Origin of the sequence: Rhizobium sp. S152, assembly GCF_030380735.1 — a bacterium.
Taxonomy (GTDB): Bacteria; Pseudomonadota; Alphaproteobacteria; order Rhizobiales; family Rhizobiaceae; genus Rhizobium.
In genome coordinates this window covers 566-26,766 of sequence record NZ_JAUDRZ010000029.1, presented here as the reverse complement: position 1 = coordinate 26,766, position 26,201 = coordinate 566, and the positions used below count along the sequence as shown (strand labels likewise).

15 protein-coding genes and 2 pseudogenes are annotated in these 26,201 nt (G+C 60.5%); 11 read left to right on the top strand and 6 right to left on the bottom strand.

The features are described from left to right. Positions 1-75: 75 nt before the first annotated feature. Entirely contained in the window at positions 76-1,122 is a 1,047-nt protein-coding gene (locus tag QTL95_RS24330) for a LacI family DNA-binding transcriptional regulator (protein ID WP_289722489.1), read from the bottom strand. A 299-nt stretch (positions 1,123-1,421) separates the two neighbouring features. Between QTL95_RS24330 and QTL95_RS24325 the strand changes: the two genes are divergently transcribed. The 9 genes and pseudogenes from QTL95_RS24325 (at position 1,422) to QTL95_RS24285 (ending at position 18,005) form a co-directional block, all read left to right on the top strand. Beyond that, positions 1,422-2,555 carry an ABC transporter substrate-binding protein gene (locus QTL95_RS24325; RefSeq protein WP_289722488.1) on the top strand — a complete coding sequence of 378 codons (1,134 nt, stop codon included), beginning with the start codon at positions 1,422-1,424 and terminating at the stop codon, positions 2,553-2,555. Positions 2,556-2,575: 20 nt separating this feature from the next. Beyond that, positions 2,576-4,225 carry an acyltransferase gene (locus QTL95_RS24320; RefSeq protein ID WP_289722487.1) on the top strand — a complete coding sequence of 550 codons (1,650 nt, stop codon included), beginning with the start codon at positions 2,576-2,578 and terminating at the stop codon, positions 4,223-4,225. A gap of 246 nt (positions 4,226-4,471) precedes the next feature. Then, positions 4,472-4,609 (top strand): annotated as a pseudogene (locus QTL95_RS24315) (IS30 family transposase); the annotation flags it as partial. Between the two features lie 251 nt (positions 4,610-4,860). Beyond that, a complete protein-coding gene (locus tag QTL95_RS24310; protein WP_289722486.1) occupies positions 4,861-6,273 on the top strand; it encodes a TolC family outer membrane protein in 1,413 nt (470 codons plus the stop codon). Positions 6,274-6,636: 363 nt separating this feature from the next. Continuing rightward, a complete protein-coding gene (locus QTL95_RS24305; protein WP_289722485.1) occupies positions 6,637-12,459 on the top strand; it encodes an Ig-like domain-containing protein in 5,823 nt (1,940 codons plus the stop codon). A 25-nt stretch (positions 12,460-12,484) separates the two neighbouring features. Further along, positions 12,485-14,785 carry a type I secretion system permease/ATPase gene (locus QTL95_RS24300; protein ID WP_289722484.1) on the top strand — a complete coding sequence of 767 codons (2,301 nt, stop codon included), beginning with the start codon at positions 12,485-12,487 and terminating at the stop codon, positions 14,783-14,785. Then, the gene (locus tag QTL95_RS24295) at positions 14,782-15,978 is read left to right on the top strand and encodes an HlyD family efflux transporter periplasmic adaptor subunit (RefSeq protein WP_289722483.1); all 1,197 of its coding nucleotides are present in this window, start codon (positions 14,782-14,784) and stop codon (positions 15,976-15,978) included. Before QTL95_RS24300 ends, QTL95_RS24295 begins: the two co-directional genes overlap by 4 nt. A 42-nt stretch (positions 15,979-16,020) precedes the next feature. Further along, complete coding sequence (locus QTL95_RS24290) at positions 16,021-17,757, top strand: hypothetical protein (protein WP_289722482.1); 1,737 nt, start codon at positions 16,021-16,023, stop codon at positions 17,755-17,757. 122 nt (positions 17,758-17,879) lie between these two features. Further along, positions 17,880-18,005, top strand: coding sequence for a hypothetical protein (locus QTL95_RS24285; RefSeq protein WP_289722481.1), 126 nt, complete (start codon positions 17,880-17,882; stop codon positions 18,003-18,005). A gap of 268 nt (positions 18,006-18,273) precedes the next feature. On the opposite strand, the gene QTL95_RS24280 is transcribed toward QTL95_RS24285, so the two are convergent. The 3 genes from QTL95_RS24280 to QTL95_RS24270 form a co-directional block, all read right to left on the bottom strand. Next, positions 18,274-20,124, bottom strand: coding sequence for a cytochrome c biogenesis protein DipZ (locus QTL95_RS24280; RefSeq protein WP_289722480.1), 1,851 nt, complete (start codon positions 20,122-20,124; stop codon positions 18,274-18,276). Between the two features lie 18 nt (positions 20,125-20,142). Then, entirely contained in the window at positions 20,143-20,628 is a 486-nt protein-coding gene (gene msrB / locus QTL95_RS24275) for a peptide-methionine (R)-S-oxide reductase MsrB (protein ID WP_289722479.1), read from the bottom strand. 272 nt (positions 20,629-20,900) lie between these two features. After that, positions 20,901-21,689, bottom strand: a complete 789-nt coding sequence (locus QTL95_RS24270; RefSeq protein WP_289722478.1) for a class I SAM-dependent methyltransferase — start codon at positions 21,687-21,689, stop codon at positions 20,901-20,903. A gap of 150 nt (positions 21,690-21,839) precedes the next feature. On the opposite strand from QTL95_RS24270, the gene QTL95_RS24265 reads away from it, so the two are divergent. Then, complete coding sequence (locus QTL95_RS24265; protein ID WP_289722477.1) at positions 21,840-22,727, top strand: LysR family transcriptional regulator; 888 nt, start codon at positions 21,840-21,842, stop codon at positions 22,725-22,727. A gap of 432 nt (positions 22,728-23,159) precedes the next feature. Then, positions 23,160-23,930, top strand: coding sequence for a hypothetical protein (locus tag QTL95_RS24260; RefSeq protein WP_289722476.1), 771 nt, complete (start codon positions 23,160-23,162; stop codon positions 23,928-23,930). A 111-nt stretch (positions 23,931-24,041) separates the two neighbouring features. Here QTL95_RS24260 and QTL95_RS24255 read toward each other — a convergent pair whose 3' ends face one another. Together QTL95_RS24255 and QTL95_RS24250 are read right to left on the bottom strand one after the other, a co-directional pair. Beyond that, complete coding sequence (locus QTL95_RS24255) at positions 24,042-25,991, bottom strand: acyltransferase family protein (RefSeq protein ID WP_289722475.1); 1,950 nt, start codon at positions 25,989-25,991, stop codon at positions 24,042-24,044. Beyond that, positions 25,988-26,201, bottom strand: a pseudogene (locus tag QTL95_RS24250) (UDP-glucuronate 5-epimerase); the annotation flags it as partial. The pseudogene QTL95_RS24250 and the gene QTL95_RS24255, both read right to left, overlap by 4 nt.

The window sequence follows — 26,201 nt, the reverse complement described above, 5'->3', positions numbered from 1 at the left end:
ATCGTTGAATTGTCACCACAGCCTAGTGCAAATTAACGAAGCTGCATCAAACAGCACCCCAAGGTCAGATAATACTCAACGCGGCGCCCGAAGATAGACCCGAGGAGCCCCGATCGATCCCCGCTCGATCAGCTGGACCGCCAGCCCAAGCCTGCAAGTCCGTGCCTCGCGATTGAGAACGCGTTCCCGCAATATCTCCCATCCGACGCGCCCAAGCTCCTCCCGCTCGATCCTCAATGTCGTCAATGGCGGATTGCTGTGACGGGCAATGGAGATGTCGTCCATCCCTACGACCGAGTAATCGGCTGGTATGCTGGCACCTTGGGCGCGAAGCCCATCCATGACCCCCAGCGCCATGATGTCATTGCTGCAGACGAAGGCTGTCGCTTTGGAGAAGCGCTTCTGTCGCATCGCTTCCAGCAGCGCGGTGGAGGTATCGAACTCCAGGAACCCCGCCGTGGACAAATCGAGCAGGTGCCTGTCCGGATTGATCGCAATGCCCGCCTCCTGCATCGCATCGCGAAAACCATCGAAGCGTTCCTTCAGCGACGTCCGGAACAACCGACTGACATGCACAATTTCGGTATGCCCCTCCGACAGGAGCCGCGTCGTTGCCAGCCAGCCAGCGGAACGGTTATCCGGGAGCACACAGGACAGCCGCATGGTTCGATCTATTCCGTTCACGATCACGGCAGGTGCCCGGCTCCTGACGACCTGTTCGATCAAGACCGGATGATCAAGGCCGACGAGAAGAAGGCAGGCACCCTCTTCCGCAGCGAGGCTCTCGACGTTGACGCTCCCGGTCTCGATATTCGGTGTGAGAAGATGGACCTCGGCGGCAACGCCGGCCTCTCTCGCCGCATCCAAAGCACCTTGGATTATTCCTTCGTAGAACTGCGAGTTGTGGTAGAGCGCCGCGGTGGTAACGAGGGTTACCCCGCGAGGAAAGGCCTCGTGGGCTTCCGCGGTCTTGGGCTTGTAATCGAGCCGGGCCGCCGCCTCCAGAATTCGCTCTCTACTCTCAAGGCCGACGCCGGAGCGATTGTTCAGTGCCTTCGACACCGAAGCAACCGAGACGCCGGCAGCCTGGGCTATGTCGGAAATTCTTGATCTGCGCGTCATCGGCTCTCCTCTCGGATGATCTAGCACGAGATTCAATCAGTCACCAGCAATCCAAAAATTGCGAAAATTTCGCAATTTTGCGAAATATTTCTTTTATTGCATAAATTTTCGTATATGTTGCATTCGTCACCGCATAGGCGGGGGCATTGACCTGGGAGGGGAAGATGCTGAGACGCAGACAGTTCATCGCAACTGCACTTGCCACTGCTTTCGTTGATTTCAGCGGAGTTCATGCCGCCGATAAGGTTCTCAGAGTCTTCTGGTGGGGGAATCCTGATCGAGCAAAACGAACAGGTGACGTGATAAAGCAATTCGAAGCTGCAGCGCCGGGCGTCACGCTCACCGGACAGGTCGCGACTGCGGATTATTGGGTGAAGCTGAGCACCATGGTTGCGGGTCGCAACGTTCCAGACGTCTTCGCCCTGGAGCCGGTCACTTTTGCAGACTATTCGCGCCGCGGCGCAACGCTCGACCTGGCGCCTTTCACAGACAGCATAATCAAATCACAGGATTTTGCGCCCGGAGCGCTGCAGCTTGGAACGGTAGACGGCAAGCTGACAGGCATTCCCACCTCACTGAACGCTGCAGCCTTGATTGTGAACAACGAAGCGCTTGAGAAAGCGGGCGTTGCGGTTCCCACCGCTTCTACGACGTGGGAGCAATTCAAGTCGATCTGCATCGGCTTCAGGAAGGCGGTCGGCTCCGGCAACGTCTTTGCCGTGGGTAACGGCGCGCGATACAGCTTCGTGTTCGAGGTCTGGCTGCGGCAACGCGGCAAGACGCTCTTCACGCAGGATGGCCATCTTGGCTTCGAGGAAGCCGATGCCGCGGAATGGTTCGATTACTGGGATCAAATGGCCAAGGCCGGGGGATGCGCAACAGCCGACATTCAAGCGCTCGACAAGGGAAACATCGAGACCAATCCCGTCGCGACCGGCAATGCCGTAATGGCGTTCGCCTACTCCAATCAGCTCGCGGGTTATAGCGCTCTGGCGAAGTCGGAGATGTCGATTGGCTCCTTGCCGATCAGGGATAGTGCCGCACCGTCAGGATTGTTCTATCGGCCGTCGACATTGTGGTCGATCTCGCCATGGTCCAAGTCGCCCGAGACTGCTGCCAAGTTCATCGACTTCTTCGTAAATAACGCAAGTGCCGGTCACTCTCTCGGAACCGAGCGAGGCGTTCCGGTAAACACGAAGATACAAAGCGATGTCGCAGCAGCCGGCGAAAAGGTATCGAAGCAGGCGATCGATTACATCGTATCTTTGAAACACCGGGTTGGCGCCTATCCGCCTGCCATTCCGATAGGTGCTGCCGAGTTTTCGCAGCAGGTGCTCACAGCAACCGCCGACGCCCTTGCCTTCGAACAGATCACGCCGTCTGATGCGGCCAAGCAGCTCATGTCCGAAGGCAAGCGCATACTTGGCGGTTAAACCGTCTCGCGGGGAAGCATATGGATCACGCAAAGAGTTCGAATGTGTCCACGGAAGACGCCAAGGAAGCACGCAGGCTGCAATTTCTGCCGTGGGAGCGCGTCGCTGCCGATCTTCGCAATCCAGCTCACCTCGCTCGGAAGACGGAACTCCAGCGAAATTGCGGGGCAGAGTTCGCAGAGACGTCGTATATCGCCGAACACGCCGCCGTCTTCACCGAACGGCTCAGGATGGGCGAGCGTTCCTGGATCGCGGGGCACGCACTGGTCAGGGGCGAGATCACGCTTGGCGCCGACTGCACGATTAATCCGTATGCCTGCGTGTCGGGTAAAGTATCCTGCGGCGACGGCGTACGCATCGCCTCGCATGTCTCGATCGTCGGCTTCAACCATGGATTTGACGATCCCTCCACTCCGATCCATCGTCAGAAAGTCACAAGCAAAGGGATCGTGATCGGTGACGACGTCTGGATCGGAGCCAACGCCGTTGTTCTCGACGGCGCCGTGATCGGCGACGGCGCGGTAATTGCCGCAGGCGCCGTGGTCTCTGGTTCAATCCCGCCGATGGCCATTGCCGGCGGTGTCCCTGCCCGTGTCATTCGCGTGCGCGGCGCACAGGGCCGACAGCTGCATGATGGCGTTGCCGCCACGCTGGAGAAGCTCGGCGAAAAGGCGAAGCGCCAATGGCCGGAGATACTGGAACGCTGGAGGACGGAGGAGACCTTCGAGTCGCTCGAATCCGATGGCGTCAAGCGGCCTGCTGCCCGTCACCTGTGCGACGCGATCGAGATCGCGGCGGGTTTCGGATCGCTGCCTCCGGGACTGGATAAAGCGGCCGTTATCGAACGGCTGCAGAGCTTGCAGCATCGCGAGACCGGGCTCTTCCCTGAAGGCTTCATGGCGAGGGAAGGAATCGTATTGAGGCAAGATCCCAAGGCGCTCTACAATGTGCTCGCGGTCGGCTACGCGCTTGAAGCGCTCGGTTCCCGCCCTGCTCGGCCAATCGCCGCGGTGCAGATCGACGCGGGAGAACTGCATGAATGGCTCGACTCATTGCCGTGGTCGACATCGGCTTGGTCTGCCGGAAGCGTCGTGGACGCGATCGGGACAGCGATGTATTTCAACGCGCGCTATTTCGAGGTGGAGCAACCAAAGAAAGCCCTTTTCGATTGGCTAACCCGCAATGCGGACCGCGCGACGGGAGTTTGGGGGGAGGCAACCCCGCTGGAAGGATGGCTCCAGCCCGTTAACGGGTTCTATCGCCTTACTCGAGGTACCTATGCCCAATTCGGAGTACCGCTTCCGATGCCGCAAACGTCGTTCGAGACTGTGGTTCTGAACTATCGCAATCACCGAGGCTTCGAGGGACGGAAATATACGGCGTGCAATCTCCTTGATACAATCCACCCTCTCCTTCTCATCGGCCGTCAAACTGACTATCGTCGTAGCGACGGCGAAGCTATCGCGCGAAACATCATCACGCGGGGATTGAGCCGTTGGCATGACGGAGAAGGGTTCGCTTTTGCGGATGGAGATGCCCCAAGCCTGCAGGGGACGGAAATGTGGCTCTCTGTCATCTATCTCGCAGCGGAATACCTCGGGCTTGCGGATAACTTTACGTTCTCGGCCAAAGGGGTTCATCGAACTGCGATAGTTGGACTGGGCCTGTAAGTCGGCGTCACCGCGAACTCGTGTGGGTAGCCCTAAAACTCTGCCAGAAAAATCGCTAACGGTAGTTCATGAGTGCAACGGACAAGCTGAAAGAAGGCAACCGTTCATTTCGAGTTGCGTCCCTTTCACGGCACGCTACGAGCGCGCTTGGCGCTATCAATCCCGATTTGGCAATAGCGCCACAGCCGCACTACATGGCTCGGGAGGATATCGCAGTGCTAAGCGAGGCACACGGATTGCCCGAGTTGGGCACCGCAGCAGACCACCGGCCGAATGCCACTTGAGCAACATCCTGTCTCGGTGAACCACGAAACGATCGACAAGTTCGCTTATTCGGCCGATGGTCAAGCGATAAAGTTGTGGCAACATTTGCCCGAACAGCGGCTGGTTCCCGTCAGCATCTGCGATATTTCTACAAGAGCTAGCTACCTTGTTCCCAAACATCCCCGATTCATCTGTCGCGGTTTACCGGCGGGAAGCGTCACTACCTATGCTTGTTGTTTCCCGACATATTTCCTTTTGCGCATAGAAGCGAATCACCTATAGTTGCATCATCCAAATGCGTGGATATTTGCCAGCCGTTGGTGTCGCGTGGGCCGGTTGCAGTCTTTATCTCCGGTCTAGGGAGCCCCGGAATGCATTTTGGCCGCTGGCCGCTGGGCCTCATCGCCGCGATCGCGGCAATGCAGGTCTCCTGCGCGCAAAAACCAACGCCTTCGACCGCAGAGCCCAATCATACAGGATCGATCCCGGCCTCTGGCACGAGCTCCGCAAGCATACCACTGAAGGTATCGGAGGAAGCGGCTATCTCCAACATGCAATCGGCGGTACGCCGCGCTGTCGACTGGCACCCGGCCATCCGGGAAGCCGCCGGCAGGATAAGGGAGCAGGGTGAGAATATCGTCGACGCCAGATCAGGGTATCTTCCCTCCGTCGGCGGCGGCGTGAACTTCGGCCTTGAGAGAGATGATCGCGGCTCTTGGGCGCCGCGCTTCAACCTCACGGCCAGCCAAATGATTTATGACTTCGGCAAGGTATCGGGCCGAGTGGAGGCGGAAACGGCCGTCGAAGATGTCCGGAAAGCCGAGTTTCTAGCAAGCGTCGACGACGTGATCAAGGATACGGCCATGGCATCCATGGAAGTCCTGCGTGCCCAGAACCTGTCCGGCGTAGCTGAGAATCAGATCGACGACGTGCGATCGATCGCAAAACTCGTCGAAGCAAGGACGGATCGCGGCGCGAGTACGCGCTCCGACAAGCTGCAGGCCGAAGCGCGTGTGCAGACGGCCGAATCCCGGGCGATCGAAATCAACGCGCAAAAGCAGCGGTGGTCGAGCACACTCAACGCGCTTGTAGGCGCGATGCGGCCGGTCGAGCTCTCATCGGCCTTACCGGCGAGACTGGACCGTGCCTGCGCCGGCACACCGCCGCCCTGGGATACGGTACCGGCTGTTGTCGCGGCAAAGTCACGCAAGCGGGAGGCGGACGCGCGCGTCAAGCTCGCCCGCGCCGAGATGCTACCTACCCTTGCGGTGGAGGCAACAGGCCAGGTCGACATGTGGGACAGCAAGGAGGGCCCCGACTACATTGTCGGCCTCAAGATAAAGGGCGATCTTTATAATGGAGGCGCCTTCAAGGCTCGACAGAATGCCGCGAAATACGCTGCGCAGTCATCGGAAGCCGCACTTGCCGCGGCAACGCTCGATGCCCAGACGAGCTGGAACCAATCCAGCGCACAGGTACTGAGCCTGACCGCACTGCTGAAATCGCTGGAGTCACGGCAGCCAATGATGCGCGAGACGCGTGATCTCTATCAGAAGCAGTTCCTGGATCTGGGAACACGTACATTGCTCGATGTCCTCAATGCCGATCAGGAACTCCATGCAGCACGCTTCGACGCGATCAATACGCGCTTCGATCTCTATAAGCTGAATATCGAGTGCGCCTACGCTGCGGGCCGGCTGCGCGATCTCTTTGGGCTGACATCCGGCTCCACGAGCCGTGTCGACGATGCCCGCGGCAAGCCCACGGCACATGGACCAGCATGAATGCTGGCCCTACCACACTAATCCGAAGATGGGCTACTTGCTAACGAATGCCATAAGAAAAGCGTCGAGCATCGTTTTTGGCTGTGCCGTTGCGGAACGCTTGCCCTTAAGCCTAACGAGCTATTTCATGATCTCTAAATTGTAAGTTACATCGCACTCATTCTTGCGGTTGAACCTGACGCGTATTGTGACAGGTTCTAATATACACGGATGCTCCCCGGGCAGTGACCCGAAGCCTCCCGTCGCTTATGGGAGGCGGCAAACACGACAACAGGGCACCATGTTCAAACGCCACCGCGCAAGCGGCGGCGGTACCGAACGATTGCCTGCCGATGCGATACAGTACTGATGAGGAGCCTGTCGATGGTCGTAAGTGTTTCGGACAAGATTACCGGTAAGACAGCAACAATGGCGGAGGACAGGATTGTTCTCGAAAGACCGAGCACGGTGAAGCTCTCCTTGTCTCCCAGCGATATAGCCTCGACCACCCGCTCGGGCAACGATCTCATCATCCACCTCAAAGATGGCCAGGCCATCGATATCCACGGATTCTACAACAGCCAGGGTGGCGAGCAGAGCGAACTGCTTCTTCAAGACCCTTCCGGCAAGGTGTGGATCGGCGACGTGACCGATGCGGCCGGCGACATCGCCTTCGAACCCGCCGGCGTGGTCGACCAGCTGATTGGCGCGGGAGCCGGCACCGGCGCCGGATCCGTTCTCGGGATCGCGCTGCCGCTCGCGCTTGCAGCGGGCGGCCTCGCGATGGCGGCCGGCGGCGGCGGTGGCTCTTCGGGCGATGACAGCGACGCCGACGCAGACTCGGATGCAGATGCTGATGCGGACGCAGACGCTGATGCCGATTCGGACTCCGACTCCGACGGAGACACGGACCCACCGCCGGCGGCCACCAACCTCAATGTTAATGGAACCGGCACGGTTCTCACCGGACTTGGCGAAGCCGGGGCCACGGTATCCATCACCAATGCGGCCGGGCAGGTCGTCGGAACGGGGACGGTCGGCGCCAACGGCGCCTTTTCGATCACCCTCGGCCCCGCGCAGGCGGATGGCAACGCGCTTAAAGTCACGCTAACGGACAGCGCCGGCAACGTATCGACCTCGGCAAGCCTCGGCACGCCGGATCTGATAGCGCCGGATCAAGCAACCGGGCTCGCCACCGCACAGGGCGGCGCGGTGCTGACTGGCCATGGCGAGGCGGGCACATCGGTTACTATCACGGACGCCAATGGCGTTACGATTGGACGCGGTACGGTTGCCGGTGACGGCAGCTTTAGCGTCACCTTGTCCCCGGCCCCGACACAGGGCGGCGCGATCGGCGTCGTGCTGACGGACGCTGCCGGCAACAAGTCGGTGCTCGCAACCCTCAACCTTACCGACCAACAGGCGCCCGACGCGCCGACGGGTCTGCTCGTCAACGATGCCGGAACGACGGTAACGGGGCACGGTGAGCCGGGCGCCACCGTCACCGTCACCAACGCCGCGGGCGTCACGCTCGGATCGGACACCGTCAACCCGAACGGCACCTTCACTGTCGCGATTGGCCCCGCGCAGACCGACGGCGTCCCCCTCACCGTGGTGTTGACGGATGCCGCGGGCAATCACTCGCTGCCCGGCTCGGTGCTTGCTCCCGATTCCGACGCCCCCCTGGCACCGACGGAACTCTCCGTCAGCGCGCTCGGCACAATACTGACCGGCGAAGGTGCAGGCGGAACCACGGTCAAGGTCACCAATGCCGCCGGCGTCGTGGTTGGGACAGGCCTCGTCTCGGAGGCCGGCACGTTCTCGATCACGCTGACGCCGCCGCAGACCAATGGCGGCGACCTGCATGTCGTACTGTCGGACCAGAACGGCACCTCGCAGCCCGGTATCATCGCATCGCCCGACCTCATCGATCCTTCGGCCGCGACCAATCTCGATGTCAACGATGCGGGAACGCTTCTCGTCGGCCGGGGTGAACCGGGAGCAGCGGTGACCGTCAAGAACGCCGCCGGAGATGCAGTCGGTACGGGAACGGTCCTGCCGAACGGTACCTTCGTCGTCTCGCTGGCGCCGGCACAAGCCAATGGCGGTGCGCTGCAGGTCACGCTGACCGACGCGGCTGGTCACAATTCGCCCCCCGCGACCGTGACGACCCCGGATCACCTGGCTCCCACCGCCCCAACCGATCTCAACGTCAACGCGGCCGGAACACTTCTCACAGGGCGCGGCGAAGCGGGGACCACGGCGAAGGTCACGACCGCCGACGGTGTGTTAGTCGGAACCGCACTTGTGGCAGCCGACGGAACCTTCAGCGTCGCGCTCACTCCCGGCCAGGCGGACGGGCGCCCGCTTAACGTCGTCCTCCAGGACACCGCCGGCAACACATCCGCATCACAGGCGATCGGCACGACGGACAGTTCTCCCCCAGCCGCCGCATCCGATCTCAGCGTCAACGCCGCTGGAACGGTACTCACCGGGCATGGCGAGGCCGGGGCCACGGCGACCGTGACCAATGCCGCTGGAACGGTGGTCGGCACGGCGACGATCTCCGCGGGTGGACTTCTCACCGTCGGGCTCTCGCCCGCGCAGGCCGACGGCGGCGCACTGACCGTCACGCTGAAGGATCCTGCGGGCAACCAGTCCGCCACCGCCAACGTCTCCACACCCGATCTTACCGCACCGGGTCAACCGACAGCGCTTGTGGTCTCCGACGACGGAAAGACCTTGAGCGGTCAGGGCGAGCCGGGCGCAAAGGTGACAGTGACATCGGCAAACGGCGATCCCATCGGAACGGCAACGATCGGCAACGACGGCCACTTCACCGTGACGCTCACGCCTGCACCGACCGACGGCAGCAATCTCGGCGTCGTGGTGACGGATGCCGCGAGCAATGCCTCGCCTCCCGTGCAGGTACCATCGGCAGACCTTCTCGAGCCGGATGCTCCGGCCAATCTTTCGCTCAACGCATCGGGAACCCTGGTGACGGGGCGCGGTGAAGCCGGCGCGACCGTCGTCATCACCAATGCGGCGGGTGACCCGGTCGCCACCGGCAGCGTCGGCACCGACGGCACCTTCTCGATCACGCTCAATCCGGCGCAGGTCAGTGGCGAGGATCTCTCCGTGCGGCTGCAAGATGCTGCCGGAAATCCCTCCGACGCCGTAGCGATCACGACGCCCGATCTCACCGCGCCACTGGCGCCGGGTAATGTCGCCGTCGATGCAACGCGCGCGATCCTGACCGGCAGTGGCGAGCCCGGCGCGGCCGTCACCGTCAAGGACGCCGACGGCGTCACCGTGGGCACGGGGGTTGTCGCGAGCACCGGCGCCTTCACGATCTCCCTCGATCCGCCGCAGACACAGGGCGGCACTCTCGAAATCATCCAGCAGGATGCGGCCGGCAATGCCTCGCCGGCCGCCACCCTGCCACTGACCGATATCCAGGCACCGGATGCGGTGACGGCCTTGATGGTCAGCGGCAATGGTCTGCAGCTGACAGGTCTCGGCGAGGTCGGCGCGACTGTCACCGTCACAACTGCGAGCGGAACGGTTCTCGGAACGGCGATCGTCGGCGCCGATGGAACCTTCAGCGTTCCTCTGTCACAGGAGCAACTCGATGGGCAAACGCTGACCGTGACCCAGGCCGACCTTGCCGGCAACAACTCGATCGCATCAACCGTGCTGGCCCCAGACCCGGGTGCCCCCGCGGCTCCCGGCAACCTTGACGTCAACGACACCGGCACGGCGCTGACGGGAAGTGGGCTGGCCGGCAGCGCCGTCACCGTATCGCGCGCCGACGGCAGCGTCATCGCGACCGGCACGGTGGCGGCAGACGGCACCTTCGAGATCGCTCTCAATCCACCGCAGGTCGATGGTGGTGATCTTCGGGTGACGCTGACCGGCAGCGGCGGAACATCGCAGCCTGGAACAATCGGCACACCGGACCTCACCGCGCCCGACGCGGCCACCAACCTGGCCGTCAACAGCGCCGGCACGGTGCTGACGGGCCGCGGCGAAGCGGGTGCCACGGTAACGGTAAAGAACGCCGCCGGCGACGAGGTCGGCACCGCAACGGTTGGCGCCAATGGTGTCTTCACCGTGCCGCTGTCGCCGTCGCAGGCGACTGGCGGACACCTCTCCGTGGTTCTCGCCGACGCCTCAGGAAATCCATCCGCGCCGGCCACGGCGACCACAACTGACCTTACGCCGCCAAGCGCCCCGACCGGGCTTGGTGTCAATGCAACGGGAACGTCGCTGACCGGCAGCGGCGAGGCCGGCGCCACCGTGACGGTGACCAACGCGGCCGGCGTGGTGGTCGGAACCGGCATCGTAGGGTCGAACGGCGCCTTCACCATCGGGCTCTCCCCCGCCCAGGCCGACGGCACCGCACTCCAGGTCGTGCTGCGGGACGCCGGCGGCAACAACTCGGCGCCAGGGACCACGAATACGCCCGATCACGTGGCGCCGACTGCTCCAACCGATCTTGTGCTTGGCAGCGGCGGCTTGACTCTGTCAGGACACGGTGAGGTCGGCGCGACGGCGACGATTTTCAATGCGCTCGGCGTTGCCGTCGGCACCGCTCTCGTCGACGCCAATGGTGCCTTCAGCGCCAATCTTTCTCCGGCACAGGCCGATGGTGGAACGCTGACGGTCGTGCTCCAGGACGTCGCCGGCAACATCTCCGATCCCGGCTCGATCGGAACGACCGATTTGCTGCCGCCCGACGCTCCAACGGGCCTTGCCGTCAACGCTTCGGGAACCGAGGTGACGGGGCATGGCGAGGCCGGAGCGACCGTCAACATCGTGAATGCCAGTGGAACGATCGTCGGCACTGGCCTGGTGGGTGCCGATGGGGCGTTCAGCATCGGGCTGTCGCCGGCACAGGTCAATGGCGGGCAATTGGAGGTCACGCTGCATGACGCGTCCGGAAACATCTCGCTTCCCACAGACATCCTCGCCCCAGGTCTCGACTTCGCTCTCGCCAACGCCAGCAACACGGCCTTTCTCGATCGCACCGTCACCGAGGTGCCGGAGGCGCAGCCATCGACCGCCCACGACACACAGTTCGACCTGCTGGGGCTGAACATCGGAACGCTAGCGAGCGTCAACCTCGGCTCGGCAAACCAGCCCGTCGTCAACTTCGATCTCAGCCAGAACACCAATAACGTCTCCATCGACCTCGGCATCGCCGGTCTTTTGCAGATCGGTGTGCTCAGCAGCTACACGGTCATCATCGAGCGTTTCCAGGGTGGCACTTGGATACGTCCCGGCGATCTCGGCAACCAGGTCCAGAACGGCATTCTCGCTCTAGACCTTCTTGGACTGGGCGGCACCCATGGGACGATTGCGTTGCACGACATTCCAGCAGGCACCTATCGTGCAACACTGGTTCCCGACGCAGGGGTCAATATCGGCGTCGCGCTTACCCGCGACATTTCCGTCGTGGCCACCGACCTGACCGAGCACGTAACACTTGCGGTCGGCGAAAAGGCGACCGGCAACTTCATCGACAGCGCCGCATCCGGTCCAGGTGTCGACGACCTGCAGATCGGCTCGGTCGCCTTCGGCGGACATGCGCATGCGATCGCCAATGGCAGCGTCAGCGTGGCGGGGAGCTTCGGCACGCTGGTGATCAATGCCGACGGCAGCTACACCTATACCCCCGATGCTGGCGCGGCTTCGGGCGGCACGGACCATTTCACCGTTACCGTGTTCGACCCTGATACCGGCAACGCACTCAACGCCGACCTCAGCATCGACGTAGGGGTGCACGATACGTCCACCGCCACCGCTGCAACGGCCGGGGTCACGAGCCTTACCCTGGCAGACGGTGACGCGGTGGACGCCAGCGACCACAGCACGCATATCTCAGCGGAACAGAGATCCGACAACACCACGCACGAAACCGATAGCACGGCGCATGCAGCCGACGATGCGGCGGTACACCCATCCGCGGATGAGACCGCTGCCCTCATCCCCGACCAGGGAGGCCAGGAGATCGACCTGTCGGCCCTCGCAAGTCTGTCGCACGACACTGGCGCTCACGACGCCGCTCCGGAACCTGCTCCCGCTGTTTCCGACACGCCCGCGCCGGTGATCGCCGCCGAGCCGGCGGTGTCCGCGCCGATCGACCCGTTCGAGCCGATCAAGTTTGACGATGACCTGGCATCACACAAGCTGCCGGTCGTGTAGACGGTCCGGGAGATTTGCGATGGGCATGGCAGAGAACAGATCGACGAAGGGCAGTGCCCGGCAGCATGCCGGTGAGCACAGCCATCCTGTCCGACCTCCAATGGCACAAACCGACCTCGCCGCCGCACCGGACGACGGGCGCGCCTTGCGCTGGATCGAGGTAACGGGGCTGCTCGCCAGCCACTACGGCATCACCCATTCGAGATCGGCCAATAGCTATCTGCCGATCATGCGCGAACCAATGGCGGCCTTACGCCAGATCGAGAAGCTGGCGCGCCGCTTTGGTCTCGACGTCAAGCCGGTGGAGCCTGTTGAGAGCGGCATCACCACCCGGCGTCTGCCGATGCTTCTCGAACTCACCGACGGCTCGGTCGGCTTGATCACCGAGCTTGGCGACGGGGAGGCGAAGATCGCCTTTGCGGAAGACAACGGGCAGTGGACGTGGATCCCGCTCGCGCATCTCAAGGACGGTATCGCGCACCTTCTGGTCGCCCGCGACGCACGTACCCGCACGGACGAGCGTGTGGATGCCTATATCGCGCCGGACACGCATGGCTGGTTTCGCAAGCTAGCCCTGGATGACCTGCGCCCTTACGGCTACGTGCTGCTCGCGTCCCTGGTTGCCAACGCGATGTCGGTGACGGGCGTCTTGTTCTCGATGCAGGTCTATGACCGCGTCGTGCCGGCCAACTCCATGAGCACGCTGATCGTCCTTTTCATCGGCGTCATGCTGGCCGTCGTCTTCGACTTCATCATGCGCAAGATCAGGACGCTGATCATCGACATCCTCGGCAAGCGCGCCGACATCAATATCTCGGACGTGGTGTTCGGGCATGCCCTGCGGGTGCGCAACCAGAACCGGCCCAAGGCGACGGGCACATTCATCGCGCAGTTGCGCGACCTCGAGCAGGTGCGTGACCTGTTCACATCGACGACGGTCGCGGCGATTGCGGATTTGCCTTTCTTCTTCCTGTTTCTGGCTCTGATGGCGCTGATCGGCGGCTGGCTCGCCGTCATCCCGGCAGTCGCTCTCGTCCTGATGATCGCGCCGGGGCTGGTCGCCCAGAGGCGGCTGAAACAATGCGCCGGCCAGGCGATGCGCGAAGCCTCCTTGCGCAACGCAATGCTCGTCGAAGCCGTCCAAGGGATCGAGGACATCAAGGCACTGCAGGCCGAAGGCATCTTCCAGGAGAAGTGGAACAGTTTCAATAACGCAAGCGCCGATGCACAGGTCCGGTTGCGCTATATCACCAGCATTCTAACCGGCTGGGGGCACAGCATCCAGACAAGCGTTTTCGCCGTTATCGTGTTTTGCGGCGCACCGATCGTGATGAGGGGAGACATGAGCACCGGTTCGTTGGTCGCCTGCTCCATCCTCGGTTCGCGGATGATGGCGCCGATGGCGCAACTGACCCAGGTCTTGAGCCGCTTCCAGCATGCCAAGATCGGGCTCCACAGCCTCAACATGATCATGAAGATGCCCGTCGATCACCCGCCGGCCGAGACCCGGCTCTCGGTCGGCTCGCTACCTGGCCATTACCAGTTCCGCAACACGCAATATTATTACGGGCAGCCCTCGGGCAAACCCGCCTTGTCACTGACGGAGCTCACTATCGATGCAGGCGAGACCGTCGCACTGCTCGGCAAGAACGGCGCCGGCAAGTCCACGCTGCTTCAGGCACTGTCCGGCCAGATCGAGCCGGCATCGGGCGAGGTGTTGATCGACAACCTGGCGATGGAACAGATCGACCCAAACGACCTCAGGCGCGAAGTCGGCCTGCTGACCCAGAACTCGCGGCTGTTTCACGGCACGATCCGCGAAAACGTGCTGCTAGGCGCGCAGAGCACGTCGCAGCAGGCTGTTCTCGAAGCGTTGCAGATGACGGGTGCCGACGATTTCATCCGCACCATGCCGAAGGGTCTGGACCACCTGATCGATGAAGGCGGACGCGGGCTCTCCGGCGGACAGCAGCAGGCGCTGCTTTTGTCGCGTTTGCTGATCCGCAATCCATCGGTAGTCCTGCTGGACGAGCCGACGGCCTCGATGGACGAGACGACCGAACGCCTTTTCATCCATCGCTTTGCAACATGGTGCCGCGGCAAGACAGTGGTGATCGCCACGCACCGGATGCGCGTCCTCGACCTTGTCGACCGGGTAGTGGCGCTCGACCAGGGCCGCGTGGTCATCGACGCACAGAAGGAAGAAGCCCTTCGCCTGCTCAGGGGCGAGCCCGCGACGCCTCCGCCAGAAAGCGCACTCGGCCAGCGGCAAAAGCTCAAACAGGTTTTCGAGCAACACCCCTCGCACGGGAGCGGCACGCCATGAGCACATCTTTTTCCCGTGCCGTTGACGATAGCTGGCACTTCGGCGGCGATGATGCGATGCGCCTTTCAGGCGCTATCAGGGTCGTCAAGCTGCTGGCACTCATCCTTGTCATCGGGGTGGTCTGGGCGAATTACTCCGTTCTCGATGAAGTCTCGACGGGAGACGGCAAGGTGGTTCCGATCCGCCGTGAGCAGGTGATCCAATCGCTGGAAGGTGGGATCGTCTCTACGCTCATGGTTCAGGAAAACCAGATTGTAGAGGCAGGACAGCTGCTGGCCCAACTCGACCCGACGATTACCGAGTCTGCCGTGGGTGAATCGACGGCCAAGTACCGCGCCGCCTTGGCGAGTGCGGCGCGCTTGACGGCCGAAGTCAACCAGGCATCGCTCAGCTTTCCGGAGGAACTGAGTGAATATCCCGACCTGATCGCCACCGAGACCAAGCTCTACGAGGCTCGCCAGGGAAACCTGAAGGAAACGTTGCGGTGGATCGAGGAGGCTTTGGGACTGATCCGTCAGGAGCTCAGTGTTAACGAGGGGCTCACCCAGATGGGGGCTGCCAGCAGCGTTGAGATCATCCGACTGAAGCGTGAACAGGCCGAGCTCGAACTCAAGAAGGTCGAGGCCGAGACACAGTATATCGTCGAGGCGCGCGAACAGCTTTCCAAGGCGAATGCCGATGTCGCGTCGCTTCGATCGGTCATCAAGGGACGCGCCGACAGCCTTTCTCGGTTGACCCTGCGCTCGCCCGTTCGCGGCATCGTCAAGAATGTCGAGGTATCCACCATCGGCGGCGTCGTGCCGCCGAACGGCAAGCTGATGGACATCATACCGCTCGGCGACCAGCTGATGATCGAAGCGCGCATGTCCCCCCGCGACATCGCCTTCGTCCACCCCGATCAGCGCGCGACGGTGAAGATCACTGCATATGACTACGCCATCTATGGTGGCTTGGACGGCAAGGTGGTGACGATCTCGCCCGACACGATCCAGGACGAGGTCGATCCCAAGATCTATTATTACCGGGTCTTCGTGAAGACGAACAAAGACGCGCTGAGAAACGGCGCCGGCAAGGAGTTTCCAATCTCGCCGGGAATGATCGCCACCGTCGACATCCATACAGGTGAGAAGAGCGTGCTCGATTACCTGATCAAGCCTTTCAACAAGGCGCGTGAAGCTATGCGGGAACGCTGACGCATGAGCTCGAAAGCGATAGCGGCAGGCGATCTGGAGACGTTGCGCGAGCATGTCCGAGCAAACCGGCAGGAATTGCCCCATCCCTATCCCGCGGTCGTCTTGTTCTTCTCGTTCACCGACGGAAGCGAACGGGCGGTGGTGACGACGGTGCTCGGCGCAGACTTTGACGCCGCCTGGAACATCGGCGTCGAGAGGGTGATGGATCTGCGTCGCTGTCTAATTGGCGATTGTTTCTGGCTGCGCGTCGATTGGCCAATGGCAGTGGCGCCCTCGTCATTTGGAGCGCTAGACAGGATACTGGCCCAAACCAAGCGCAATTATTTTCGCTTCGGTCTGAGCCTGGACAACAGGTTCGATCGGGCGTTCATCGAACAGGAGTTGAACGCCAATGCCATGCTCGACCGTGGCGGCGGCGAAGCTATGGCAGGCATCAATGCGACCAACTTCAGCGCCTATGCGCGCCGCCGCTTTCCCGACGACCCCCCTCTCAGTCTAGAGGATACGGCGCCTGTCCACATTTTCACATCAAAAGGTGTTTTCTTTGACGGCGATCTGATCCACGATCTCTACCCGACCGGCCGTAATGCTGGCCGGCGGGTCGTCGACCGCCTCACGGTTCCAATGGTGACATCGCTCATTGACGACGGAGCAGAATATCTGGCGCGGCAGGTCGACGGGGACGGCCGCTTTTACTACGGCTTGCATGCCGGCTTCGGCCGCAGCATCGAAAACTACAATGCGCTCAGGCATGCCAGCACGACCTATGCCATGGTCGAAGCGCTTGCGGTTACCGAAAGCACGATACTGGCAGAAGCGATCGAGCGATCCCTGTCCTTCATGGTCTCCAAGCTGATCCGGGACGTGATCCTGCCCGACGGAAAGAAGGCGGCATTCGTCGTGGAGGCCGACGGAGAGATCAAGCTCGGCGGCAACGCAGCCGCGATCATCGCACTTGTCGAACACGCGCGAGCGACCGGCGATCGCGGTCATCTCGGGCTGATACGCCGACTGGCGGCCGGACTGTGCTTCATGCGGGATCGTGATAGCGGAGGCTTCCGTCACGTGCTGAACTATCCGAGCCTGCATACCAAGCAGACCTTTCGTATTGTCTACTACGACGGCGAGGCAGTTCTGGCACTTCTGCGGCTATATGGCCTGACCGCCGACACGACGTTGTTGACAGCAGCGCGTGCCGCCTTCGACACCTTCATCGCAGCTGGCCACGCCCGTTATCATGATCACTGGCTGGCCTATTGCGCCGAGGAGCTCACGCAGCACTGCCCGGAGGAGCGCTACTACCGCTTCGCGATCGACAATATTGCGGACCGCCTGGATTTTGTTTCGCGGCGCATCACCACCTTTCCAACGCTGCTCGAGCTGATGATGGCGACCTGCGAGGTCTTCGCACTCTTGAAGAGGGACCCGATACACGGGCATCTTCTCGCACGCGTGGATTTCGGCGCGTTCGATAAAGCGCTCACGCGACGGGCGCACCATCTTCTCAACGGCCATTTCTGGCCAGAACTTGCCATGGATATGCACGAACCAGCCCGGGTCTCTGGGTCATTCTTCATTCGCCACCACGCATTTCGAACGCGTATCGACGATGTCGAGCACTATCTTTCGGGTTTCATTGCCTATCGCCGGCACCTGCTCACTCAGGACGAGCACTGCGGCGCTGCCGCACTTGGAACCGAGCAAAAGACGAACCCTGGGAGACAGACGATGCAATTTGAATGCTTCACCAAGTTCCCCACATTTCTTTCAGGGCGCTGACCTATCGATTGCGTTGGATAGTCAAGACGCTAAATTGCGCGAAGCTGAAGACGAACTCATCGTTGAGTTGGCTAACAAAACGCGGAGCAGGTTCAAGATCATCGAGGCCGATGAGGAAAACCATGATCATCGAAAGCGAAAACCTCCGCTACAAGCTCACGCCAGCAGTTGCGGAAGAAGAGGTCAACGAGGCTCCGGCTCCAGGCTTGGATATTAGCGTATGGGTTGTGCGGGCCGCGGAAGCATAAGTGAGGATACACTCAATACGCCGCCATTTCTGCGCCTCGTGTCAGCAGATCTTCGCCCTCGCAAGACGACGGACCGCAAAGCTCAGCCAGAACCAGACACCCGCCGACAGACCCGGCATTGCTGCGGGGCTCAGACGCCGTATGGGCGTGGGGGATGGAGCCGTTGCTGCGCTAGTTGAGAAATTCGATGGCACTCCGGATTCAATCCGGACCGTGATAGAGATGCTTTCTGGCAGTCGATAAGCTGGCCGGTCATGATTAGCTCATTTCAGCCGAAGGTGAATGCGAATGCCTGAACGCCGGGATCGAGGAAGCGGATTTCGAAAGTGTGGTCGCCGACTGCCCCTGCCTCACGAACGAGCTGGTAGAGCCGCTGCTCTGTCACCGTGCCGTTGCCATCTGCATCGGTATCGCCTCCGTGACTGGTTCCCGGAGGCTTGCCATCGACGGTCACCTGGAAGCGGACCGGCTTGCCGTCCTCTCCGGGCCCGAGAACGAGATGCAAATCGCGCGCATGGAAACGGTAGTAGACGCTGCCATCCTTGTTGTTTAGCTTCGCCTGTTCCGCGCCGACCGTCCAGTTACCTGTCAGGCCCCATTCGTTAAGCCGCGGCGTCGCAGCGATGTAGGTATGCGCTGCATCGTTGACCGTTCCGTTGGTATCAACGAAGTTCTCCGAGCGCTGCCATCCGACGTAGGTTTCCGGCGATTGAACGTCCGCCTGGTTAGATGCCGCCTCGGCGCCGGTTGCTTTTACATCGATAATATCCGAGGCAACGTTCGCCTTTCCTGCTTCTGCAAGGAGCTCCTGTATATTCCGCTCGGACTGATCATAGTCACCCTCGCCGAAATGGTGATGGCGTATCCGCCCCTCGGCGTCGATGAAATAATGCGCCGGCCAGTATTGATTGTCGAAAGCGCGCCAGATGGCATAATCGTTGTCGATGGCGACAGGATAAGTGATGCCGAGATCCCCGATCGCCTTCTTCACATTGTCGACATTCTTCTCGAAAGCGAATTCCGGCGCATGCACGCCAATCACAACCAGTCCCTGATCGCGATATTTCTCCGCCCAGGCTTTGACATAGGGAATGGCCCGAATGCAGTTGATGCAGGAATAGGTCCAAAAGTCGACCAGCACCACCTTGCCCTTAAGGGTTTCAGCCGAGATCGGCGGCGAGTTCAGCCACTGAACAGCGCCGTCGAGCGATGGCAGCTTTCCTTCGATCGGCAGGGCCGCCGAAGCCGATTTTGCCTTCGCTCGCATCGTCATTGCGTTAGAGCCAGCCATCGCCGCGTTGTTACCCGACATCATCATCTGGTTGTTGCCGCCGCTCATCATCCTCGCGCCAGCATCATCGTCAGCCATGAAGACAGACGACGGCTTCCGCGGCTGCAATTTGTCGATCAATCTTTGCTCAAGTGATGCAGTGCTGGCGACCGACGCCTGTGTCAGAAAGCCGGTATCGAGGCCCGTGCCGATCGCCGCAACAGCGATGAGAACCGCAACGCCGACACCGCGCCGCAACCACTCGCCAACACCGAGCGACCGCTTCATTTTCTGGTAGAACCTGCCGCCGACAAGAAGCGCCATAGCGAGCGAGGTCGCGGCGCCAAGCGCGTACGCAAGCAGCAGAAGCGTTGTGCCGACGCTGGCGCCCTGCAGCGCGGCGCCCGTGAGGACAAGCCCCAGGACCGGTCCGGCGCAGGGCGCCCAAAGTAGACCTGTCGCAAACCCAAGGAAAAGCGAAGCGATGACGCTGGAGCCGCCGCTCCGGTTCTCCCTGTCGGCAGATTGCGTCAGACGCGCGCCCAATGAGACGAGCGGACGGGTGAGATAGTCCGAGAGTGCCGGAAACAGGAGAACGACACCGAAGGCGGCAAGTAGCAGCAGCGCGGCATAGCGGCCATACTCGTTCGCCTGAACCGCCCAGCCTCCGCCAACGGCAGCAAGCGTTGCGACGCCTGCGAAGGTGGCAGCCATCCCGACCAGCATCGGGAAAGTACTGCGCATGAAGGGTTGTCCCGCGCGGGCGAAGACGAACGGAAGGACGGGTAGAATGCAGGGGCTGACGATCGTCAGCACGCCGCCAAGATAGGCAAGAATGAAAAGGATCATGGAACCGTCTCTGGTCAATCAGGCCGAAGCCGGATGAAATTTCATGGCGACGCCGTTCATGCAGTAACGAAGACCTGTGGGTTTGGGGCCATCGTCGAACACGTGGCCGAGATGGCCACCGCAGCGACTGCAATGGACCTCGGTCCTGTCCGTGCCCACGGAGGTGTCTTTCGCCGTGCCGATCGCACCGTCGAGCGGCGACCAGAAGCTCGGCCAGCCCGTACCGCTCTCGAACTTGGTGGCCGACGAGAACGCGTCCTGATCGCAGCCCGCGCAGGCAAAGTTGCCTTTTCGGTGTTCATTGAGGAGTGGGCTGGTGAATGGGTATTCCGTTCCTTCCTTGCGAAGGACGGAATATTGGTCTGCAGAAAGCAGTTTCCGCCATTCTGCATCCGTGTGAGACACGGGATAGCTTTCTGCCGCTGCGGCTCGGTCCGCGAAGCCGAAACGAAGCGCGAGCACACCAACCCCCGTGCCAATGAGAACATTGCGTCTGTTGACCATAGTCGTGATCTCCTCACCTCGCCTGCCCGCCAGACATGGACGCTCTGACGGGCACCGTGTTCCGAAGCGCTATATCGTTATGAATATAGCGTCGCTTGCCTGTACGTGAGAAGAGATCGCTTTGTTTCGCATATTGGAGCGACGACACTAAAATGTGATCGGAGCAACAACCTTTCGAAGCTTGTTTTGCGGGCGAACGCTTTGATGTGCGGCGGCGCCCACAGGCCCGGGAGAGGGGCCTGCAAGCGACGGTGGGGCAGTCAATTCGCCTTTCAAGCGGCATCTCCCGGCCTTACGACTATGAGACGTAGCGATCCCTCGAAAAACGGCCGTGTGCGTAGTCCGCCATGGCGCGCATCCCAGTTCCCGTTCGCCAAATCCCGGCTCAGATCGGCGACAAATCGCTCACCGACGCTCTGGTCAACGAAGCTCCATGCCGAATTGGCAAGACGGGCGCCGGGTTCCAGAATGCGCTCGGGCCGGCCGTAATAGGCTTCGCCGAACCCATCGACGCAGCCAAGCGGAATGGGGACAGCAAGAACCTCGGCATCACCGCCCAATTGCTCGCATATCGCACTGATGGCCGGATAACGCCGGGCCTCCACGGCGATCATCTCGGGCGCATAGTCGTTCAGCCAGCATCGGGTGAGTTCATTCGGATCGCAAGTGAGAACGAGGACCGGCCCACTCGTAACGCGGCGCATCTCGGCAAGGCCGGCGGCCAGATTTGACCATTGGTGAACGGTGAACGAAGCCATGCTGGCTTCGAAGGACTTGTTGGCGAAAGGCAGTCTCTCCGCGACAGCATCGATCGCGACCGGAAGATGAGCCGGACGCTGCGCGCGCATGGACGCGGAAGGCTCGACGGCCGTCACGGTACGATCCACGGGCTCGTAGGAGCCGGCGCCCGCGCCGACGTTCAACACCGTGCGCGCATCGCCGAGAGCTCGCCGAATGAATTCCGCTATATGAGGCTCCGGCTGGCGGTAGCTTGCATATCCTCCACCGATAACGCCGTAGTTCGCATCACCCGCGCTGCCGTCTTGATGTCTCTCACTCACCGCTTTCAACCTTCTCTTATGAAAACACCCGGCCACGTCAGCCCTTCATGTTCATTAATCGAAGAACGACGTTCCGTGGTCGCCATATATGGCTATGCAGAACGAGCTGAAAACCGATATGATCGAACATCCTATGTTCGGAAATCTCACATGAGCAGACATATTCCCTCACTCAACGCGCTGCGCGCATTCGAGGCTGCAGGCCGTCATGGACGAATGACGCTTGCCGCAGATGAACTGAACGTGACCCACAGTGCCGTGAGCCGCCAGATACAACATCTCGAGGCTCTGCTTGGCGTGCCTCTGTTCGAAGGTCCAAAGAACCGCTTGAGGCTCACCGAGGCCGGCCTCACATTGCTGGCTGGGCTCGGCACGGCCTTCGACCAGATCGATGCTTCAGTGCGGGCGGTTGCCGATACGGACGAGGGAGCTATCGACGTCTCCTGTCCGGGAACCTTCACCATGCGATGGCTTATTCCGAGGCTTTACCGTTTCCAGTCGGATTACCCGAAGATCGAAGTGCGGTTGACCGCATCCTCGAAGCCGGTGGACTTCGAGCGGGATGGCTTCGATGTCGCCATTCGCGTGGGCGATCCTCCGTGGCCGCCTGGGGCAGACGTGATTGCGCTGTTTCCGGAGCAGATCGGACCGGTCATGGCCGTCCACCTCGCACAAATTCACGCGGGAAGCTTCGGTATAAACCCGGAACTTCACACTCGGACAAGGCCGCATGCCTGGGACGATTGGCGCTCTTGCTCAGGACGCCAGCTTTCCGCAGGGCCACGAGTAGACTACGAGCACTTCTACTTCATGCTGGAGGCAGCGCGGGCGGGGCTTGGCATATGCGCCGCACCCTGGCCTTACGTCGTCGACGACATCCATGCAGGTCGCTTGCTCGCACCGTTTGGCTTCGTCGACAGCGGGCACCACTATGTGGCTCTGAAGCGGTCGAGGCGCAATCACAAGGCGAGCCTGTTTTGCGACTGGCTTGCCGCGCAAGCCCAGGAATTTCAGACATTGAACCCGGCCCCCACTTGACCCCTTGCCAACCGTGGGTGTCGATTGGAAGGCTACGTCGCACCAACAGCAATCATGCCGAAGCCCCCGGCCTAGCGATGACCGGGTTAGTCCAACTCCTCGCCTGAATTCGATATGTCCCATTATCGGTCCCCAAAAGCGGCCGGGTGGTAAATCCCATTGCGATGTACGGCATGTTTGGAAAAACACTCGTCATAGCTGTTTTCAGTTTATGCTCTGGGTGGCCACTCCCGCTTTGCACATGCTGAGAGGGGTAGCTTATGCCTGCAGTGCTGCGATCGCATCCTCTGTGACAGGCTGTTAGCCTTTTGGCCAGGCCGCGCCCAATGACAACGATGCCCGCTAGCTTTCTCTTTTCGACCTTTCGGCTAGACAACCCTAGATATAGGGCCTATTGTCATCGCTGGAGGTTCAAACGCTACGAGGTCCGTTATGGATACTGCAAGTGCGCTTGATGAAAACACCCCCGAAATTTCCGATGCCCAGCTGCAAACGCTTTTCGCTGCAATAGAGCACGACGGGTACTGCTGTGTGCCGGATTTCCTGGCACCCGCCAGTCTGGTGACAATGCAGGAGTTCGTTGAATCGTCCGTGCGCGCCTCGCGGAATGAATATGTGGCCTTCAAAGGCAGCGAAGCCGTCAAGGGGTCCGGACTCGATCAACTGGCGTATTCTACGCGCTTCCAGTCTATCTTTTCGAGGCTTTATGTGGCGAGCTGCAACAAGCCGGCCCCTGCCGTAGAATTCTACCAAATACTTAGATGCCTGACCGGCAAGGGAATGATGCAGCATTCTCTAAACTTCCACTACGACTCCTATCTGCTCACAGCCCTAATTCCCATTGTTATACCCACCGCCGGTCGGGCTGGCGATCTCCTCCTCGTCCCGAACACCAGGCCCGTGCGGGAAACCTATGCAAGAAATCTGGTCGACAAAGTAATGGTCGATAAAATCCGGCAGGGGTCGTTGAAAAATCGAGCTGCGAGGAATCCATTGTCATTTACGAGAATCAAAATGGTTCCAGGAAATCTCTACCTGTTCTGGGGCTACCGCACCATTCACGCAAATGAACCATGCGATCCCAACACCGTTCGCGCGACTGCCCTCTACCACTATTTCGATCCCCACGCCGATAGCAGGTTGAAGGCACGCCTAGGGCGTCGAGCACACGTCAATGAGGTTGAACCCAGCGTCGTTCGTTAGGAGCGGCGTTTTCTGTGCCTCATAGGAAGAGCACAAGGTGAGCGATTAAGTCCAACTTCGAGGGATAGTTTGCCTCCCATCAAGGCGCCCTCTCCTAGGCAGCAGCCCCTTTCACATCGTCACTTTGAGCGCCCCCAACACCTTCGGTCCAAATCTCTGCTCGCCCGCAACGCTCCAGTGGTCGGCATCGATAAAGTAGACATTCTTGCAGTCGACAAGATCGCGCCGCGCGTTGAAATTCAAAGCGTTGATCGTCGACACGTAGGCTATTTGCCTTTCGCGAGCCAACGCGTTCACTGTCTGGTCGAGGTGCGTGTAGGAAGGGATCACAAAGGGATTGGGCAGATCTGTCGAGCCGTCGCAGCCGTTTGCAACAAGCTGGTTATGCGTAACGTGCGGATCTATCCACGGACCTACCCACACTACATTCACGTGACTCGCAAGTCTGCTGAGATATGTCAGCGTCAGCTCGATACGAGATTGACTGACGGGGAACGGCCGGTCGGTGTAGCGTTGGAACATGTCCCGACTGCCGATGGCACCGTCTGGGTCATCGAGGAGATAGAAACCTGCCTGCATATAAATAATTTTGTCGATCAAGGCAGCGTTGGTTGTGACGAAGTCAAACAATTCCCCATAAAAGCATTGGGGATTGGATTCAACGGCGCGGCAAAAGCCCTTGTTTATCCCGATGACAAACGGCCGACCCGACAACGGCGCGATCGCGTCGAACAGGTTACCGGCATGTGAATCGCCGACAATGATGGTCGCGGCGCCATGCTTTTTTGCACAGTCACCGAATTGGTGGCGAAAGGTCTCGCTAAGTTCACCCGTGCGGAATATGCATTCAGCGAATCTGTTGTTGTCAGCGACCCTGTCGATGCGACCTCGTTCTTCCAGTAAATTTCGATAGACCACGGCCTGCTGCGGAGAAAGCCGTGCAAGCGTCCAGGATGGGAAGCCGGCATTCACGTGCACTACTAAGCCAACTGAAACCAAAGCAAGGCTGCCACATGCGGCTGAAGCAAAGACCGTGCGTGACCGAAAGCGGACCCGTCGGAATGGTTGTTCGATAAGTTTCCACGAAATTGATGCCAACACAAAGCTCAACGCGATCAGGGCCATCATCTCGAATCGAGAAGGCTCAGTGATACGAGCATATCTGTACAGCGCAAAGATAGGCTGGTGCACCAGATAGAGACTAAAGCTGATCAAGCCAATGGCGACTGGAACCGGCGAACCGAGCATCCTGCCGATCAGATTGGAGGCCTGTGCGAAATGCAGGACCAACAAGGCCCCGCAAACGGGAAGCAACGCCCATCGCCCCGGAAACGGGGTCTCAAGATCGAGACCGACCACGGAATAGGCAATCAACAAAAGACCGATGGCCCCACCGAACGACGCGATACGTCCAGCCGGCCGTGCTCGTCCATTTTCATAAAGTGCAAGCAGAGCACCTGCCGACAGTTCCCAAGATCGGAAGGGCAAAAGGAAGAACGCGCTTGCTGGAGAACGCGACGCAGCAACCTCGGCTGCTCCAAAGCTTATGAGGGTTAGAACCGCAATCACTGCGAATCGGCCGCGGCGGCCCCGGTGAGCAAGAACGGACAAAAGCAGCGGAAAGAGAACGTAAAACTGCTCTTCAACCGCGAGCGACCAAGTGTGCAGCAGCGGCTTGAATTCTGCATTTGGAGCAAAGTAATTAGTTTCATGCCAAAACAAGACGTTGGACATGAACGTAAGCGTTGCTACGACACTTTGCCCGAAGTCCTTGAGATCGTCAGCATAAAGAACGAACGCGGCGGCTATCGCGGTGACGATGATAGTGGCAAAAAGTGCGGGATAGATGCGTCTGATCCGGCGATCATAGAAGCCGACAACTGAAAAGCTGCCTTGCTCAATCTCCTTCATCAAAATGCCGGTGATAAGGTATCCGCTGATGACAAAGAAAATGTCGACGCCGACATACCCTCCGCTAAAGGGATAAATCGCGGCATGAAAAAGCAGAACTGGAACAACGGCGATCGCTCTCAACCCGTCAATTTCGGCGCGATAGTTCATCGGATAAACTCCGGTTGACGGTCGAGTTCACGGTGCGCTTCCAGGTACCAGTCGACGAAGGCCTTGACTCCGACCTCAAGCGTCGTATCGGGCTTGTAGCCGGTGAGGGCCATCAGAAGATCGGGGCTCGCGAAGGTGCGCGGGACGTCGCCTTTCTGCATCGGCAGCATCTTGCGCTTGGCCGGACGACCGAGCGCCTTTTCCACCGTG

Coding starts and splice junctions, on each gene's coding strand:
- QTL95_RS24305 (WP_289722485.1), top strand. CDS start 6,637: ATGGTCGTAAGTGTTTCGGACAAGATTACCGGTAAGACAGCAACAATG.
- QTL95_RS24255 (WP_289722475.1), bottom strand. CDS start 25,991: ATGAACTATCGCGCCGAAATTGACGGGTTGAGAGCGATCGCCGTTGTT.
- QTL95_RS24280 (WP_289722480.1), bottom strand. CDS start 20,124: ATGATCCTTTTCATTCTTGCCTATCTTGGCGGCGTGCTGACGATCGTC.
- QTL95_RS24265 (WP_289722477.1), top strand. CDS start 21,840: ATGAGCAGACATATTCCCTCACTCAACGCGCTGCGCGCATTCGAGGCT.
- msrB (WP_289722479.1), bottom strand. CDS start 20,628: ATGGTCAACAGACGCAATGTTCTCATTGGCACGGGGGTTGGTGTGCTC.
- QTL95_RS24300 (WP_289722484.1), top strand. CDS start 12,485: ATGGCAGAGAACAGATCGACGAAGGGCAGTGCCCGGCAGCATGCCGGT.
- QTL95_RS24320 (WP_289722487.1), top strand. CDS start 2,576: ATGGATCACGCAAAGAGTTCGAATGTGTCCACGGAAGACGCCAAGGAA.
- QTL95_RS24260 (WP_289722476.1), top strand. CDS start 23,160: ATGGATACTGCAAGTGCGCTTGATGAAAACACCCCCGAAATTTCCGAT.
- QTL95_RS24330 (WP_289722489.1), bottom strand. CDS start 1,122: ATGACGCGCAGATCAAGAATTTCCGACATAGCCCAGGCTGCCGGCGTC.
- QTL95_RS24285 (WP_289722481.1), top strand. CDS start 17,880: ATGATCATCGAAAGCGAAAACCTCCGCTACAAGCTCACGCCAGCAGTT.
- QTL95_RS24295 (WP_289722483.1), top strand. CDS start 14,782: ATGAGCACATCTTTTTCCCGTGCCGTTGACGATAGCTGGCACTTCGGC.
- QTL95_RS24310 (WP_289722486.1), top strand. CDS start 4,861: ATGCATTTTGGCCGCTGGCCGCTGGGCCTCATCGCCGCGATCGCGGCA.